General features: G+C 45.2%; 18 protein-coding genes. 8 read left to right on the top strand and 10 right to left on the bottom strand.

Annotated elements, in window-relative coordinates:
- The first annotated feature begins 39 nt into the window (after positions 1 to 39).
- Both AACV12_RS07970 and recR read left to right on the top strand, forming a co-directional pair.
- Entirely contained in the window at positions 40 to 369 is a 330-nt protein-coding gene (locus AACV12_RS07970; RefSeq protein ID WP_013857237.1) for a YbaB/EbfC family nucleoid-associated protein, read from the top strand.
- 35 nt (positions 370 to 404) lie between these two features.
- Positions 405 to 1,004, top strand: a complete 600-nt coding sequence (gene recR, locus AACV12_RS07965; RefSeq protein ID WP_013857236.1) for a recombination mediator RecR — start codon at positions 405 to 407, stop codon at positions 1,002 to 1,004.
- Between the two features lie 77 nt (positions 1,005 to 1,081).
- Here recR and AACV12_RS07960 read toward each other — a convergent pair whose 3' ends face one another.
- The gene (locus AACV12_RS07960) at positions 1,082 to 1,330 is read right to left on the bottom strand and encodes a YkgJ family cysteine cluster protein (protein ID WP_013857235.1); all 249 of its coding nucleotides are present in this window, start codon (positions 1,328 to 1,330) and stop codon (positions 1,082 to 1,084) included.
- 159 nt (positions 1,331 to 1,489) lie between these two features.
- On the opposite strand from AACV12_RS07960, the gene AACV12_RS07955 reads away from it, so the two are divergent.
- Positions 1,490 to 1,930 (top strand): YcgN family cysteine cluster protein, encoded by a 441-nt coding sequence (locus AACV12_RS07955; protein ID WP_010317229.1) that lies wholly within the window; start codon positions 1,490 to 1,492, stop codon positions 1,928 to 1,930.
- 22 nt (positions 1,931 to 1,952) lie between these two features.
- Here AACV12_RS07955 and AACV12_RS07950 read toward each other — a convergent pair whose 3' ends face one another.
- The 5 genes from AACV12_RS07950 to gap all read right to left on the bottom strand — a co-directional run bounded on the left by AACV12_RS07950 (position 1,953) and on the right by gap (position 6,423).
- On the bottom strand, positions 1,953 to 2,303 hold the full coding sequence (locus AACV12_RS07950; protein ID WP_017044563.1) for a hypothetical protein: 351 nt from the start codon (positions 2,301 to 2,303) through the stop codon (positions 1,953 to 1,955).
- A gap of 150 nt (positions 2,304 to 2,453) precedes the next feature.
- Entirely contained in the window at positions 2,454 to 3,377 is a 924-nt protein-coding gene (locus AACV12_RS07945; RefSeq protein WP_249371321.1) for a ChaN family lipoprotein, read from the bottom strand.
- Between the two features lie 70 nt (positions 3,378 to 3,447).
- Positions 3,448 to 4,269: a 23S rRNA (guanine(745)-N(1))-methyltransferase gene (gene rlmA / locus AACV12_RS07940; RefSeq protein WP_017047803.1), complete on the bottom strand. Its 822-nt coding sequence runs from the start codon at positions 4,267 to 4,269 to the stop codon at positions 3,448 to 3,450.
- A gap of 118 nt (positions 4,270 to 4,387) precedes the next feature.
- On the bottom strand, positions 4,388 to 5,272 hold the full coding sequence (locus tag AACV12_RS07935) for a D-hexose-6-phosphate mutarotase (RefSeq protein WP_170900142.1): 885 nt from the start codon (positions 5,270 to 5,272) through the stop codon (positions 4,388 to 4,390).
- A gap of 155 nt (positions 5,273 to 5,427) precedes the next feature.
- Positions 5,428 to 6,423 carry a type I glyceraldehyde-3-phosphate dehydrogenase gene (gap, locus tag AACV12_RS07930; RefSeq protein WP_010317219.1) on the bottom strand — a complete coding sequence of 332 codons (996 nt, stop codon included), beginning with the start codon at positions 6,421 to 6,423 and terminating at the stop codon, positions 5,428 to 5,430.
- 337 nt (positions 6,424 to 6,760) lie between these two features.
- On the opposite strand from gap, the gene msrB reads away from it, so the two are divergent.
- Positions 6,761 to 7,165, top strand: a complete 405-nt coding sequence (gene msrB / locus AACV12_RS07925) for a peptide-methionine (R)-S-oxide reductase MsrB (RefSeq protein ID WP_094163341.1) — start codon at positions 6,761 to 6,763, stop codon at positions 7,163 to 7,165.
- Between the two features lie 47 nt (positions 7,166 to 7,212).
- Here msrB and AACV12_RS07920 read toward each other — a convergent pair whose 3' ends face one another.
- On the bottom strand, positions 7,213 to 8,037 hold the full coding sequence (locus tag AACV12_RS07920; protein ID WP_170900141.1) for a DUF2989 domain-containing protein: 825 nt from the start codon (positions 8,035 to 8,037) through the stop codon (positions 7,213 to 7,215).
- Positions 8,038 to 8,138: 101 nt separating this feature from the next.
- Here AACV12_RS07920 and AACV12_RS07915 point away from each other — a divergent pair, with 101 nt between their 5' ends.
- Positions 8,139 to 8,423, top strand: coding sequence for a YeaC family protein (locus AACV12_RS07915; protein WP_013857226.1), 285 nt, complete (start codon positions 8,139 to 8,141; stop codon positions 8,421 to 8,423).
- A 92-nt stretch (positions 8,424 to 8,515) separates the two neighbouring features.
- On the opposite strand, the gene ansA is transcribed toward AACV12_RS07915, so the two are convergent.
- Entirely contained in the window at positions 8,516 to 9,529 is a 1,014-nt protein-coding gene (gene ansA / locus AACV12_RS07910; RefSeq protein WP_013857225.1) for an asparaginase, read from the bottom strand.
- Between the two features lie 120 nt (positions 9,530 to 9,649).
- Positions 9,650 to 11,500, bottom strand: coding sequence for a signal peptide peptidase SppA (sppA, locus tag AACV12_RS07905; protein ID WP_170900140.1), 1,851 nt, complete (start codon positions 11,498 to 11,500; stop codon positions 9,650 to 9,652).
- Between the two features lie 212 nt (positions 11,501 to 11,712).
- Here sppA and AACV12_RS07900 point away from each other — a divergent pair, with 212 nt between their 5' ends.
- Positions 11,713 to 13,716: an NADPH-dependent 2,4-dienoyl-CoA reductase gene (locus AACV12_RS07900; protein ID WP_019282282.1), complete on the top strand. Its 2,004-nt coding sequence runs from the start codon at positions 11,713 to 11,715 to the stop codon at positions 13,714 to 13,716.
- 125 nt (positions 13,717 to 13,841) lie between these two features.
- Here AACV12_RS07900 and purU read toward each other — a convergent pair whose 3' ends face one another.
- Positions 13,842 to 14,675 (bottom strand): formyltetrahydrofolate deformylase, encoded by an 834-nt coding sequence (gene purU / locus AACV12_RS07895; protein WP_010317194.1) that lies wholly within the window; start codon positions 14,673 to 14,675, stop codon positions 13,842 to 13,844.
- Between the two features lie 187 nt (positions 14,676 to 14,862).
- Between purU and AACV12_RS07890 the strand changes: the two genes are divergently transcribed.
- Both AACV12_RS07890 and AACV12_RS07885 read left to right on the top strand, forming a co-directional pair.
- Entirely contained in the window at positions 14,863 to 15,063 is a 201-nt protein-coding gene (locus tag AACV12_RS07890; protein WP_013857222.1) for a hypothetical protein, read from the top strand.
- A 94-nt stretch (positions 15,064 to 15,157) separates the two neighbouring features.
- Complete coding sequence (locus AACV12_RS07885; RefSeq protein WP_038148369.1) at positions 15,158 to 17,101, top strand: ATP-dependent DNA helicase; 1,944 nt, start codon at positions 15,158 to 15,160, stop codon at positions 17,099 to 17,101.
- Positions 17,102 to 17,106 lie beyond the last annotated feature (5 nt).

Here is a 17,106-nt window from a genome sequence, read left to right as displayed (position 1 = left end):
ACCTTATGTGAAACACTCAATTCAACCAGAGAGATAAACATGTTTGGTAAAGGCGGTATGGGCAACCTAATGAAGCAAGCCCAACAAATGCAAGAGCGCATGCAAAAGCTACAAGAAGAAATTGCGAATATGGAAGTGGTTGGTGAGTCTGGTGCTGGTCTGGTAAAAGTGACCATTACTGGTAGCCACAGCGTACGCCGTGTAGAGATTGATGAAAGCTTAATGGAAGACGACAAAGAGATGCTAGAAGATCTGATTGCCGCCGCTTTCAATGATGCTGCGCGCCGCGTGGAAGAGACTCAAAAAGAAAAAATGGCTTCTGTCACTGGCGGTATGCAATTACCACCAGGTATGAAGATGCCGTTTTAACGAACGACCTTTTTAACAAACAAAATAGGTTACTAATGCGTACCAGTCATATGCTGGAGCATTTGATGGAGGCCTTACGTTGTCTGCCTGGGGTGGGTCCCAAGTCAGCACAGCGTATGGCCTTTCATTTGTTACAGCGCGATAGAAAAGGCGGCTTACAGCTCGCCGATGCTTTAAGCCAAGCCATGACAGAAATTGGACATTGCAGTGAATGCCGAACTTTCACTGAAGAAGAAACTTGTCATATTTGTAGCAACCCTAAGCGGCAGGATAACGGCCAACTCTGTGTAGTCGAAAGCCCTGCTGATATTGCGGCCATTGAAGCTACAGGCCAATATTCTGGACGTTATTTTGTGCTGATGGGGCACTTATCACCTTTAGATGGTATCGGCCCGAGTGATATTGGTTTAGATACGCTGGATTACCGTTTGCAACGTGGTGGCATTGCCGAAGTCATTCTTGCCACTAACCCAACCGTTGAAGGGGAAGCGACCGCGCACTACATTGCGGAATTATGTCGCGCCCATCAAGTCTCTGCGAGCCGTATTGCTCATGGTGTGCCTGTTGGCGGTGAGCTTGAGCTTGTTGATGGCACGACGCTATCACACTCTTTGCTTGGCAGACAAAAGCTGTAGTACCTTTCGAATCATTGCCCTAGCTGCTGGGGCAATTTTGAGTGACGCCATCAATTAAGGCAAACAAAGCAGTGCCATCAAGTGATTTTTTCGAGTTCGGTAATGTTGCTCAAAGCTTCTTGGTTCGTGTTGCCACAGACCATCGGGCAAGGCTTAAATTCGTGGCATACTTTTGGACGTTCAGGCTTACCAAATAACTTGCACAAATTAGCGTCATTAAGTTGAATGCAACGTACACCTGCTGGCTTTCCTTGCTCCATACCCGGGATGGAGGAAGAAATACTAGGGGCGATACAACACGCACCACAACCAAGTCTGCATTCCATAATTGAGTACCAGTAAAAAGAAAAGGGTGACGATCCTAGCAGATGTGACCGAAGTGTACAGCAATAGCTTCCTAAATTAACAAGCCGTTTTTATCCTTGAACTTTGGTTGGTGTGGAGGTATAACACGCACCCCATTCGTTAAGTAAGTATAGAGACTCATGAGCACACCATTCTGGCAAAATAAGAAATTAGAACAAATGACGGAATCGGAGTGGGAGTCGCTTTGTGATGGATGCGGTAAGTGCTGCTTACACAAGTTAATGGATGAAGATAGTGATGAGGTCTATTACACCAATGTCGCTTGCAGTTGGTTAAACAGCGATACCTGCTCATGCAAGGATTATCCAAACCGTTTCAATTCTGGTGAGGAGTGCTTAAAACTGACGCGTGATAAAATTGATGAATTTAACTGGTTGCCGGATACGTGCGCCTATCGTGTACTGTCAGAAGGCAAAACATTGCCGCAATGGCATCCTTTGATTACCGGCTCCAAAGAGGCGATGCACGCCGCGCAAGAAAGTGTTCGCAACAAAGTCGTTTATGAGATTGATGTTATCGACTGGGAGGACCACATCATCAACCATCCAAACCGCAATTAATATCCAATAGAAATCTAAAAGACTAGAGAAGCAGTAACAAACCTCCTACTGTTGCCGCGGCGGAAAAATATTTCCCTGCGGAATAGGAGCTATCATCTTCTTCTGGTTTTTTATCTGGATGATCTAATCCCAAAGCACCATGAGCAAATGATTCCACTTTGCCAGTCACAGTTTTCTCTTTGTTTTCTAACTTACTCTCTTTGTCGAGTTGTTGCAGCGCTGCGAGCAAGGCTTTGCCTTCATCAGACAAAGTGACGGTATTCTGCTCCACTTTGAGCGGGGCAGAGGGGGGGGATGCCGCTGTAGAATTTGCTTGAGCCTTAACTTGCTGGAGTGAATGCAGTTGCGCTGAGCTTGTCCCTACCGGTGTCATACTTCTCTCCTATAAATGCCATCAGTTAATGTATCGACAGATTTATGAAAAACTTGTGCAAAAAATTCGCAATTTGTATGAAGTATGTACAAGCAAAAAACGCGCCTACTTTATATGAAAAGAATAAGCAGGCCCGTTATTCGCCGCTAATTAGTCGCAAGTGAGATCTGTGTTGCGATTCTTTATCTGTTGATAGGCTTGCATACGATGCTCTGCTTGAACATAGGCGGTGGGAATTGGCAGTACAGTGAGTTGGAAATCCGGATACGACGCCTGGGTATCCTCTACGGGCGTGATGATGGCAACCTTTAAATCAGGATTTCGACGAAGGATAGAATGCGCCGTGCCTAAACCCTGCTCGGTGTGGAACTTGCCTGCGATGTGCATCACCTGAGCTGTCGGGTGGTTTTGTAAATAATCCACCATGCTTTCTGCCATCGTTTCATCCCAAGCGACCTGAGCTGCGTACTGTTTTTCAGTTTGCTCTTTTGAACCGTGGTGCATTGATTCCATGAACTTCGCTTTGTATGGAGAGGCTGAGGTGTCAATTTGGTGTGCAACCTGAGCCCGCTCTACTGGCGTTAATTTATCAAGGTATTTGATCCCTACTTTGCCGATACAACGTACGAAAGGTTTAGGCGCATTAGCGGCAATGACATCCAACTGCTGTGATTTTGCAAATTCAACCAGTGGGCGGTAGTCACTTTGGTAGTTTGGCCACGCTCTGGTCTGAGAAATAAGGTATTGTTCGCCGATTTCTCCTGCTAGATAGCGGTTCAGTATCTCTTGCTCATCGCGTGAAAATTGTTCCATAGACAAGGCAACATGGGTGTTTTCGCGGCTGAGTTGTGCCAATAGCTCGGTTTGGAAGCGATGAATGGCTGGGTGTGTATGCCACTCACCGACTAAAATGATATCGGCATTTTTTATCTCATTCGGCAGCGAATTGAGACTCAATGGTTTGCCGCTAGAGGTGGATAATTGGTAATCATAAAAGTGAGCAATGGGCTTCGGCTGGTGCGAAGCACAGCCAAAAAGTGGTAATAGTAGAGCCAGAGAAGTAACTAAGCGCATGAATGTCTCCATTTTGAATTTGGCATAATAATGGAGACACTATGGATTTGCAATATAATGAGAATTATTATCAACTAACTTTGCGGTAAACGCTGATCATAAAATCGGCCTCACAATTAAATTGCTCAGCTTGCTTTAATTGCGCTCTTAGCTCATCACTGGCCCGCCATGCAAACGGCGTCATCTGTAATAAATCAAAAGCATCGTTACCACTTAATGCCATGGTGTAGTGCAGTTTTTGTTGCTCTACTAGTGTAAACCCAGCTATCTCTTCTGCGGTTTCATCATGCAGTTGAACATTAGGATAGATCCCTTCTTTTAACTGATAGAGGTGCCTTGCCGCGGGTGTAACGGTAATCACCACTCCTTGGTTTTGAATGCAGCGGTAAAGCTCTTGCGCTTTACAGGGCGCATAAATTCGTAATATACCGGCTAGGGAAGCATCGTCAAAGGGCAAGCGGTGGCTGGAGGCAACGACAAAGTTGACCATAGGGTAGCGCTTTGCTGCATAACGGACGGCGATTTTAGAGATATCTAACCCATAGGTGACCGATTGTGTCGAGTGTTGTGCAAGCGTTTGAGCGACAAATTGGGTGTAGTAACCTTCGCCGCAGCCGATGTCTAAAAACTGATAAGAAGAATCTTGCAGATACTTACTGCACAACTGAGCGACCGTCTGACGCATCAGATCGTAATGTCCACCTTCAAGAAAACGGCGACGAGCTTGCATCATCTCTTTATTATCACCCGGATCTTTTGAGCGTTTATGATGTGCAGGCATCAAATTGACGTAGCCCTCTTTGGCTATATCAAATTGATGATTATTTTCACATTTCAATATTTGCTGCTGTTGCAACAGAGGTTGCTGGCAAAGGGGGCACAGATACGCCATGAAGATCTCGCTTGAAAAACAAAGGTGCCAGTTTAGCGTCTGCGGCTAGAAATAAAAAGGACAGCGTGATTTCACTGCCCTCAGCATGAGTATGATGACGGAAAATTCGCCAAAAAGCTTAGTTGGAAAAAACCGTCGTGACGAGCTGATGGCTTTCACCTGGTTGCAAGGTTTTTCCAGCGGATAAGCAAGGGGCATGCAGTGTAGATTCAACACACAGCATCGTTTGATAACCATCGTCAGGCATATCTGCCATTGATTGAGCGCCTTGAGCCCATGGATTCCACAAGACGGCAGAGTTGTGCCCAGAGTTTTCAACCACTAACGTGCGATTCAAAACAGGATCTTGGACCTGAATTTGTGCTTCAGGTGCGGTATAGACGCGATCAATCGTATCGGTGAGGACCAGTGTTGAACCACCTTGACACATTTTTGCATCTTGTAAGCTGTCTATATATTCAACGCCCATACCTGTAGTAGTGGTCTGGGTAATATTACCAACCTTGAGGTAGCTGTGCAGCGCTGCAGAAAACGTCCATGCTTTCTCATCCGTATTGGTCGTTTCTAAAGTGACTTTTAACTTGTCACCGATTTCAACATAAAGACGGGTTTGGAATTGAAATGGCCAAATAGTCAGTGTTTGGGGCGAATGGTCGAGCCCTAGCACGATAATGACGCCCTGCTCGTTTTCTCTATGTTCAATCAATGCCCATTCACTGGTGCGTGCGAAACCATGGGCTGGTGCAGCAATACGGCCAAACCATGGCCAACAAACAGGGATCCCGCCTCTTAGAGCGGCTTTACCGTCAAAAATGGCCGTGTCACTCATCCAAATGAGCTCATCTTGTCCTTTAGGAGTGAATGAGATGACATGGCCGCCATGCAGTGTAATTCCGGCGGTTGCTTTGTCATGAATAACGCGAACAATTTTAACGCCCTCTTTCTCAACGATAGTGACGTTGTCAGAAAGATAAGTCAGGGTAGGGAGAGATTGCAGATCCATAAATTCGATACCTCATGCCATTCCTACCGGATAATTGAGTAAGGAATGGCTCGGATTGTCTAACGCAGTCCCATTAATGAAAGGGACAGATACTAAAAAGGCGACACAATGGCCGCCTTTTTGTTCTCAACGAATTTCTTCGCTAAACACTACGATTATTTAGAAACGTGAGCGATTAGGTCTAGAACTTTGTTTGAGTAACCGATTTCGTTGTCGTACCAAGATACAACTTTAACGAATTTGTCAGTTAGTGCGATACCAGCTTTAGCATCGAATACAGATGTGTTGATTTCGCCGATGAAGTCTTGAGAAACAACTGCATCTTCAGTGTAGCCTAGAACGCCAGCGAATTCGTTTTCAGAAGCGCGCTTCATTTCAGCACAAATTTCTGCGTAAGATGCTGGGTTTTGTAGGTTAACAGTTAGGTCAACTACAGAAACGTTCGCTGTAGGTACGCGGAAAGCCATACCAGTCAGTTTGCCGTTTAGTTCTGGGATTACAACGCCAACCGCTTTAGCTGCGCCAGTTGAAGATGGGATGATGTTTTGAGAAGCACCACGACCACCACGCCAGTCTTTCGCAGAAGGACCATCTACAGTTTTTTGAGTCGCTGTAGTTGCGTGAACAGTAGTCATAAGACCAGACTCGATGCCCCACTTGTCGTTAAGAACTTTAGCGATAGGTGCTAGGCAGTTTGTAGTACAAGAAGCGTTAGAAACGATGTCTTGGCCAGCGTAAGAAGCGTGGTTAACACCCATTACGAACATTGGAGTCGCGTCTTTTGAAGGACCAGTTAGAACAACTTTTTTCGCGCCAGCAGTGATGTGCTTACGAGCGGTTGCATCGTCTAGGAATAGACCTGTTGCTTCAGCAACCACGTCAACACCGATTGCATCCCATTTTAGATCTTCTGGGTTACGCTCAGCTGTTACACGTACAGTTTTGCCGTTTACAACTAGGTTGCCAGCTTCAACTTCAACAGTACCGTTGAAACGGCCATGAGTTGAGTCATACTTTAACATGTATGCCATATAATCTACGTCGATAAGGTCGTTAATACCTACAACTTCGATGTCGTTGCGCTCTTGCGCTGCACGGAATACGAAACGACCGATACGGCCAAAACCGTTAATACCTACTTTGATAGTCATTATAGTTGCTCCACAACTTAATTTCTGATTAAAGATAACTGGTAGTAAAATTACAGAATCCAGTAAATGTCTGCAACAGATAATCGGACTTAACTTGTTTAAAGTCAAAAAAAAGCGACGCTTTTTTTCACAATTAATCGTAAGTGATTAAATTTTAAACTTTATACCGCTTCTGTTTACTTTCAGTTGGCGTAAAATACTTTAGCCTTCTAAGGCAGTTAGAAATTACATACCTACCATTTCATGGTGAGAAAGTATGTGCTACAAAGAGTGGAGTATGCAAGTTTTTGACATAAAAAGTACCAGTTCAATATTGAGAAGAAGGGAAGTTTTGTAAGTGAAATCGAAGATTGATAATAATGTTAAGCCTGATGAATACTGGCGTGAAAGACTAACGGATGATGAGTTTTATGTTTGCCGTCAACGCGGTACAGAAGCCCCGTTTAGTGGCAAGTTATTACATAATCGTGACACAGGTGTGTACGCGTGTACCTGTTGCAGCAGCCCGTTATTTGTCTCCAACAATAAGTATGATTCGGGGTGTGGTTGGCCAAGTTTTGATGCACCGATCAATGATACTGCAATCCGCTATCTTGAAGATTTAACGCATGGAATGATTCGAACTGAGATCCGTTGTGCGGTGTGTGATAGCCATCTAGGGCATGTTTTTCCCGATGGACCTCAAACAACAGGTGAACGATTTTGTGTTAATTCAGTGTCGTTAATTTTCAACAAAAAGTGAAAAAGCGGTGAACTTATCACCGCTCTTTGTTTTATGATTACATTTTGTTAGTTGGCAAAGTCGAGAGAAATGAGCTCTGGTTTAAACTGTCCATTTTTGATAGCGTCAACGATTTGTTCGGCGATATCGTCGAGTGCATCAAATTTTTCTTGATCAAACCCGTACAGCAATTTGAGTTCTGTCTCTGAAGCAACCGGCACATTGAATGTTTTTCCTACCATCGCCCAAATGTAAGCTTTTTCTTTCTGTTTGAGAATTTGGTTGGTACTGGCAAGAGATTTGATAGCATCAAGGTTGATACTGCCTTTTGGGCTGAGTCCTAAGGTTCGATGGAGCAAATAGATTGCTTTTTCTCGATCCCGTTGAACATAAAAAGTAGCGAGTGCATACTGCATTTCGGCGTTTTCAAGCTCAGGTTTGCCTTCCAACTGGAGGAATTCCCGGCGAGCTTGCTTGTCCCCAATTTGGCTCCAAAGAAAATAGAGTGTCTCTGGTGAGCGAGATTTGTGAAGCTCATCGACAATAGTCTCTAAATCATGTCCAGCGTTGACCAATGCTTCGAAGCGACGCTGTTTCAATTCGGTTTGATCGATCGCTTGTATTTGAGAAGCAAGCTCTAGACATTTTCGGTAAGCTTGAACTAATCCGTATTCTTTAATCTTGTTGCTATCGCTTGGATTTTTAAGTACTTCAAATCGATGCCAGATGAGGTCCGTGCGTGGAACTCTACATTGCCCATCATTTATATTGAGCCTTTCACAGCGCAAATTAGGATTATCTGCACATAGCTTGTCGGTATCTCTGTTATTCTCAAAGCAGCCACTTATAAGAAGTGATAGGCTGAGAATCATGGGCACTTTTATCAAATTCATAATATTAGCTTGTGATCAAATACACTTATTTATTGGGCTTGTCTTGACTCAATATCATGGCAAGTTATGTTTGTGACGAATTCGTTAATTAAGGATAGACCATGGATGCCGATCAACTCATTAACGCCATCACCCCCGAAGCTTACAAGCGATTAATGCACGCTGTTGAAACGGGTAAGTGGCCTGAAGGTACACCACTTTCACAAACACAGCGAGATTCATGCATGCAAGCTGTGATGTTGTATCAATCTAAGCATAATGTAGAAGCGGACCATATGACAGTTGCCGCTGGTGGAGAAATCAGTTTTAAGTCAAAAAATGAGCTTAAAAAGCGCTTTCAAAACGGACAAGACGATATTGTTCGAGTCAATCCAAACCACGAATGAGTCTATTTGACTTGTACAGAATACAAAAATCCCCAATTCATTGAGTTGGGGATTTTGTTAATGATGGGAAAATATATTGTGGGTGTTTAAAGCTATAAGCTCATTTCACCACGTAATACTTCCTGCATTTTCTGCTTCACTTCTTCATAAGAAAGATTCTGGCTCAGTAAATAGTGAAGCTTGGCTAAAGCGGCTTCGGGTGTCATGTCGTAGCCGCTGATCACGCCTGCTTCTGCAAGTGCACAGCCAGTTGCGTAACCGCCCATGTTGACTTTACCTGCTAAGCATTGAGTTAAGTTCATGACGATCACGCCACGTTCTGAGGCTTCTTTTAAATGCGCTAATAGTTGCGCATTTTGAGGTGCATTTCCCACACCAAAAGTCAGCAAAATCATCGCGTTGACTGGCTGTAATAAGGTATTGCGGATCACTTCGTGAGAGATGCCAGGGTACATGGTAATCACACCGATCGGTTGTGGTGTAATGTTATGAACTCGGAAGGCTCCTTGCGGCTGTTCGCCAACTTTAACGTTACTGCTGATTTGAATATTGATCCCAGCTTCTAACAGCGGAGGAAGGTTCGGCGAGGTAAACGCATTAAAACCATCGGCGTGTGATTTGACACTGCGGTTACCCCGCATCAACTGATTATTGAAGAATAACGTCACTTCATTGATGGGGTAATTAGCGGCGATGTGCAATGCATTAAGTAAATTCGCTTGTCCGTCAGAGCGCAATTCGGCCAACGGAATTTGTGAGCCTGTCACAATGACGGGTTTACCCAAGTTTTCCAACATGAAAGAGAGTGCCGATGCCGTGTAAGCCATGGTATCCGTACCATGTAAAATCACAAAGCCATCGTATTTATCATAATTATCTCGAATATCGTTGGCGATTTGTTGCCAATCTTCAGGCGTCATGTCTGAGGAGTCAATCAGAGGGTCATATTCATGAATGGTGAACTCAGGCATTTCAGGGCGCTGAAACTCAGGCATACCTGCGAGTTGTTTTTCCATGAAGCCCGCAATAGGGACATAACCATGGTCGGATTTTAGCATGCCGATAGTACCGCCAGTGTAGGCGATGTAGATATGTTTTCTTGCCATAGCTAGAAATCACTCGTGTAGGGGAACAGAGCGGGGGATTATAGCGTATTCACTTAATATAAAAAGGGGCGCTCAACACAAAGCGCCCCAATGGTTTTTAGTCATTACAGATTGATATTGCTACTGAACTTGGCAGTTTAGGCAGAACGCATATTGCCCTTTCGGATCATTAAAATGGTTGAGTAAGCTGGCATCTTGCACCCATTGTTTTGCTACAGGTTGCAGCGACGCTGGCACTAGTGTTGATACATCAAAACCGAAGCGAACTTGCACTTGATTCATGATGTCTTGCAAGAATTGCTCAGCGGGTGAAAGGGGTTCTTCTACCCAATAAATATTGTAGGTCTCTAATTTTGCCAGTTGTGCTGCGAGCTTAATGGCATCATCAAAGTCACCTATTTGATCGACTAAACCATGATCCATCGCATCTTGTCCTGTCCATACGCGGCCTTGCGCGACCTGATCGACTTGTGCCAATGAAAGGCCACGGTTCTCTCCCACCAAACTGATGAAACGCTGGTAACCATGGTTAATGCCCAGTTGCAGTGCGTCGGCCACGCCTTTTGTTAGCCCTGTGGTGACACCGACACCAGAAAAAGGTGAGGTTCCTACGCCATCGGTATAAACCCCCAATTTATTGAGTCCTTTTTCGAATGTGGTGATGACACTAAAAATACCAATCGAACCGGTTAACGTGGTTGGCTGCGCGATAATTTTATCCGCACTCATTGAAATCCAATAACCGCCAGACGCTGCAAGGCTCGACATTGAGACGACAACCGGTTTGCCTGCGTCTTTTAACGCTTGAATTTCATTACGAATAACTTCGGAGGCAAAGGCGCTGCCTCCTGGGCTGTCCACACGCAATACGACGGCTTTGACTTTATCATCGTTACGCGCTTGGCGAAGTAATGCGGCGGTGGTATCACCACCGACTGTGCCTCGTGGGTGATCTCCATCCATGATGGTACCACTAGCCACGATTACGGCTACATCGTCCATATCAGCGTTAAACTGTGGCCTAATGGTGGCTTGATATTCGTAGTAATCTACGGCGTTGTAGCTATCTTCTCCATTGCTGCCAAATGTTTCGGCGAGCGATAGGCGCATTTGTTGGCGAGTGGCCAATTCATCCACTAACCCTAATTTTAATGATAAAGCAGCGAGATCACCCTCGGTCGCTTTTAATTGCGTCAGAAATTCATCCATTGATGGGTTTAACGTTTTCCCGTCAATCTTACGGTTGGTCGCTACGTCATCAACGTACGCTCCCCACAACTGCGTTAACCAGCGAGAGGCGGACTCTTTTGCCGCGTCGGACATATCGTCACGAATAAATGGCTCAATGGCTGATTTATAAGTGCCGACACGGAAAACGTGCGTATTGACATCCAGCTTTTCCAACAAAGTTTTGTAGTACATTGAATAGGCACTGTAGCCTTTCAGCATCACTGCGCCATCCGGTGCCAAATAGACTTTATCGGCGTAGCTTGCCAAATAATATTGGCTTTGATTATAGAAATCTCCCACCGCGTAGATGGGTTTGCCCGTGGCTTTAAATTCGTTCAACGCTTTAGCAATGTAACGTAGCTTAGTGAGGTTGGTTTCAGGCATTTCTCCGAGAGCGAGCACAATGCCTGTGATTTTCGCATCGTCTTTCGCATGGCGAATGGTCTCTACTACATCAAATAATACATTTTCTTTGGGTAAGTCTTTGCCAAAAAATGAACCAGTCATTGAATCCATCGGATTGATGTAAGAACTCTGTTCAACAATCGGTCCCGATAAGTTCATTACTAATGCGGACTCTTTTTCTATGGTAGGCAGGGGAGAATCGGCATGCACATACAAGAAATAAATCAGTGCAATACTGAGCAAAAAGAACAGGTTGGTTAAGGCTAAACGAATAAAGGTAATGATTTTCCAAAAACCTTTAAATATCAAACCGATAAATCGAAATAGTGATTTCATTGTTTCTCCACTGCGGCTATTCGCAAGCGTGTTTAAATGAATCAAGGGATTAACCTTGAGATATTAATGGCTTACATCCTACGTGATCTAGTATACCCAAACAACCGCAAGATTGATCGGTGTTACAAAAATGTAAACACTTGTTTGATTTTTTTTGTGGGCAATAATATTCTGGTCAGACCATAACGCATAATTATAAAAGTGAAGTCGCCATGTACCCACATCTGTTAGAGCCTTTGGATTTAGGATTTACTCAGTTACGCAACCGTGTATTGATGGGATCAATGCACACGGGATTAGAAGAGCACAAGGAAGGGCTCCATAAGCTGGCCGCTTTTTATGAAGAGCGTGCAAAAGGTGGGGTTGGGCTGATTGTGACGGGCGGGTTTTCGCCTAATTTGCGCGGTCGACTGCACCCTTTCAGTGCTGAATTTAGCAAGGCAAAACATGCGCGTGCACACCAAGTTGTGACTGAGGCAGTGCATCGCCAAGGTGGAAAAATCGCCTTGCAATTGCTGCACGCAGGCCGATACGCAATGCACCCTTTTGCCCAAAGTGCTTCGGCGATTAAAGCACCTATTGCGCGTTTTGCACCGAGTGAAATGAGTGCTCGTCAGATAAAAAAAACCATTGATGCCTTTGCCAGTAGTGCTGAATTAGCTCACCTTGCAGGATACGATGGTGTGGAAGTGATGGGCTCGGAAGGGTATTTGATCAACCAATTCATCTGTAAACGTACCAACATGCGTTACGACGATTGGGGCGGTAGTTACGAAAATCGTATCCGTTTACCCATTGAGATAGTGAAAGCGATTCGCGCAGTGGTTGGTAAAGAGTTCATCATCATTTTCCGTCTTTCAATGCTGGATTTAGTCGAAGAGGGCAGCACTTTTGAAGAGGTTTTAATGCTCGCTAAGGCACTTGAACAAGCTGGCGTGACCATTATCAATACGGGCATCGGTTGGCATGAAGCGCGCGTTCCAACGATAGCGACTCAAGTACCCCGTGCTGCTTTTACTTGGGTAACGGAAAAGATCCGCCCACATCTCTCTGTGCCCGTCGTGACCTGTAATCGCATCAACACTCCAGAAGAAGCAGAAAAAATATTAGCAACGGGTCAAGCGGATATGGTGTCGATGGCGCGCCCGTTTCTTGCCGATCCAGAATTTGTTGCCAAAGCCGAGCAAGGAAAAGCCGCGCTGATCAATACGTGTATCGGCTGTAACCAAGCCTGTTTAGATAACGTATTTAAAGGCAAACGGGCCAGTTGCCTCGTTAACCCGCGGGCCTGCTATGAAACGGAAATGGTTATTCGCCCTGCGGCTCAGCCGAAAAAAATGGCGGTGATTGGCGCAGGTCCGGCGGGGCTTGCTTGCGCGACTACCTTGGCTGAGCGTGGGCATCATGTTGATCTGTTTGAAAAAAATGATCGCATTGGTGGCCAGTTCCGTTTGGCGATGCAAATTCCCGGCAAAGAAGAGTTTCGAGAAACCATTCGCTACTTTGCAAATCGTATTGATCAAACCGGTGTGCATCTGCATTTAGATACTGACGTCAATTTTGAGATGCTCGAACCGTACGATGAAGTAGTGATGGCGTCGGGTGTCGAGCCGAGAAAAGTAAAAATTGATGGTATTGATAACCTAGAAAAGGTGGTGGATTACCAAACGCTGATCCGTGAAAAAACACCCGTTGGTGAAAAAGTCGCGATTGTTGGTGCTGGTGGAATTGGTGTCGACGTCGCCACTATGTTGACTGAGCCGACAGAGCATACGCTTGATGATTGGCTGCATGATTGGGGCATCGATAAAGAGATTGCTTATCCCGGAGGTTTGTACCCATTTCCCGATTGTATGAGTGAGAAAACGGTATGGCTATTGCAGCGTCGCAAAGGACGAGTAGGTAAAGGCCCCGGTAAGACCACAGGTTGGATCCATAAACGCACCTTAGAAAAGCGTGGAGTGAATCTACTGGGTGGTGTCGGTTATGAAAAAATTGCCGCTGACGGTTTACATATCACGCTTGACGGTAATCCTTTGCTGTTAGACGCCGATAAAATTGTGATTTGTGCCGGGCAAGAATCGGTACGTCCTTTTGAAGATAAATGGGCATCATTGGGTGAGAAGATGCATGTGATTGGTGGTGCCGATTATGCTGGTGAGCTTGATGCTGTGCGTGCGATTCGTCAGGGGGTCGAGCTGGCGATTAAGTTATAATCTATGGTCCAAGCTAGCCGGTGGTGCTATCACTTGGAGTGATCAGCCAGCAATCGTAAAACAACAAAAGGCGCAAATCGCGCCTTTTGTCTTTCCTATGTTCGTGAAGAACACTCTTCGCTTTGCTATAAAATGACCGTTTTGTTGCCATAAACAAAAACGTGATCGTTGATGACTTTGTTCAAGGCTTTACTCAGCACATTTTTCTCAACATCCCGTCCAGCTTGCGCCATGTTTTGCGCGCTGAATGTGTGATCAACCGGGATCACATCTTGCTTAATAATCGGGCCTTCATCTAAATCATTAGTGACAAAGTGCGCCGTCGCACCAATGATTTTCACACCGCGCTCGTACGCTTGCTGGTAAGGTTTTGCACCAATGAATGCCGGTAAAAAGCTGTGGTGAATATTAATAATTTTGTGATGGTACTTATCGACAAAACCAGGAGTGAGTACCCGCATGTATTTGGCGAGGACCAAATAGTCGGCGTGATATTGGTCCAGCACTTCTAATAATTTCTGCTCATGTTCCTCGCGGTTTAGCCCTTCATGAGAAACATGGTGATACGGGATATCAAACTTTTCGGTCAGATTTTGCAGCGTATCGTAATTGCCAATCACTGCAGCAATATCGACATCCAAGCTGCCATCATAATTCTTAATCAAAATATCGCCCAAGCAATGTGCTTCTTTAGTCACCAAAATAACGATGCGTTTGCGCGAAGAATCAATCAGTTTACGCTTTGCGTGTGCAGGCAAGGCTTGGTCAAGGTCGGCTAGAAGGGTGGTGTCGTTAAAGTAGCCTTCCAATTCAGTACGCATAAAAAAGTGACCACTAATGTTATCAACATACTCATTGTTATGAATAATATTGAGTTGATGTTTATAACAAATGTTCGTGATTTTAGAGATAAGTCCGGGCGCATCACTACAATGAGTGAGCAGTGTTTTTCTTTCCATTATTAATTACTTCCGTGCATGATTTTTTTCGTTCTAAAAACTAATTCGTGAGCGTGTGAACGGTGAGGCGCCCCGCAATATAAGGGCTATAATTAATCTATTATTAAGTTGGTTTCAATATATAAACGGGTTCACCGTTAGGCTTTTACTAATTTTCTTCCTCACAGAGTGTCTTAAGGCGGTATTTATGGATAGAGAACTCCTCGCACGAAAGCTGTATATGGAAAGAGTGAGTGCATTGATGGGAGACCATCAAATTGACGAAATCATTTTGGAAGACATGTGGGAGAACCGAGCGTCACCCGCCGAGGCGGCAAAAGCAATGACCCAAACGGAGAATGGGTACGAAGGACCAGCTTGGTTATCTCGTTACCTCAATCGCAAATAGAACACACCTAACTGGCGCGGGTTGCACTTGGATTCGCGCCAGCTCATCAAACCTGACATAATGCCCCGCAACGAACACTTACCCCCACTTTTTGATGATTGCAAAAACCTTCTCTTCACAAGGCGCATTAGGCAAGGCCATTGCCGGTTTTCAAGCTCGACAAGCGCAAATTGACATGGCTGAAGCGGTCGCTAAGGCGATTGCCCAACAATCGCAATTAGTGGTTGAAGCAGGGACTGGTACAGGCAAAACCTTTGCGTATCTGGTGCCTGCGCTGCTCAGTGGTAAAAAAGTCATTATCAGTACGGGTTCTAAAAACCTACAAGAGCAGCTTTTTCATCGTGATTTACCCTTGATGATTGATGCGCTCGGTTTCTATGGCAATGTTGCGCTATTAAAAGGCCGAGCAAACTATCTGTGCCTTGATAGGCTAAGCCGCCAAATGGTGGAAAGCCACACCAACCAATCTGATCCACAGCTATTGACTCAATTAGTGAAAGTGCGTCGTTGGTCATCGGAAACCAAAAGCGGTGATTTAGGTGAATGTGAAGAGTTGCCTGAGGACAGTGCGGTCATTCCAACCATCACTTCAACCAACGACAATTGCCTTGGCAAAGAGTGCCCAAGTTACGTCGACTGTTTTGTCTCTAAAGCACGCAAAAAGGCGATGGATGCCGACGTTGTCGTGGTCAACCATCACCTTTTTCTAGCCGATCTGGCGATCAAAGAAACTGGGTTTGGTGAGTTGATCCCCGAAGCCGAGGTCTTTATCTTCGACGAAGCGCATCAGTTACCGGATATCGCCAGCCAATATTTTGGTCAATCGGTCTCCAGTCGCCAAGTCCAAGAGCTGGCGAAAGATATTGAAATCGGCTATCGCACTGAAGCAAAAGATATGCGCCAATTGCAGAAAGTGGGCGATAAACTGGTGCAATCAGCGATGGATTTACGCATTGTGTTGGGTGAACCCAGTTTTCGAGGCAACTGGCGTGAGGCGTTAGCTTCACCATCGATTTCGCGAGAATTAGCGCGTTTGCGAGACAGCTTAGATTTTGCTATCGATGTGTTAAAACTCGCGTTAGGTCGCAGCCAGTTATTGGATACCGCATTTGAGCGCGCTAACTTAATCAAAGGACGAATTGATCGAGTGTGTGATGTCTCTATTACCGGTTATTCCTATTGGTATGACACCACGCCGCGTCATTTTAGTTTACACATCACCCCACTTTCGGTGGCCGATAAATTTCACGAACAGGTGCAACAAAAGCAGGGCGCATGGATTTTCACCTCCGCAACTTTGGCCGTAAACGACGATTTTAGCCATTTCACTCAGCGTTTAGGACTAAAGCCCCAAGCTCAGTTTTCATTACCAAGCCCGTTTGACTATCAGCAGCAGGCGCGGCTGTGTGTGCCACGCTATTTACCTGAACCCAATAGCCCAGGCCTTGCCGATAAATTGGTGCGTATTTTGTCGCCAGTGATTGAGCAAAACCAAGGCCGCTGCTTCTTTTTGTGTACTTCCCACAGCATGATGCGCGAGTTAGGTGAACGTTTTCGAGAAGTGTTAACCGTGCCAGTGCTGATGCAAGGGGAGACGAGTAAACAAAAAACGTTGGCCGAATTTATGGAATTAGGTAATGCCTTATTGGTCGCGACAGGGGCATTTTGGGAAGGGATAGATGTTAGAGGTGACGCATTAAGCTGTGTTATTATCGACAAACTTCCATTTACCGCACCGGATGATCCGTTGTTGAAAGCGCGAATTGAAGATTGCCGAATGCGCGGTGGAGATCCATTTGCGCAAGTACAACTACCCGATGCCGTCATCACCTTGAAACAAGGGGTCGGGCGTTTGATCCGCGATAAACATGACAAAGGTGTACTGATCATTTGTGATAACCGTTTAGTCACCCGTGACTACGGTGGGCTATTTCTTGCCAGTTTACCGCCCATTCCACGTACGCGGGATTTGGACAAAGTAAAAGATTTCTTAAGTCAAATTTCAGTCACGACACCCGTAACTATTAACAACAATTAGAGACA

It is taken from the genome of Vibrio sp. 2-2(8) (assembly GCF_963888495.1).
Taxonomy (GTDB): Bacteria; Pseudomonadota; Gammaproteobacteria; order Enterobacterales; family Vibrionaceae; genus Vibrio; species Vibrio anguillarum.
This window is presented reverse-complemented; position numbering and strand designations above follow the sequence as displayed.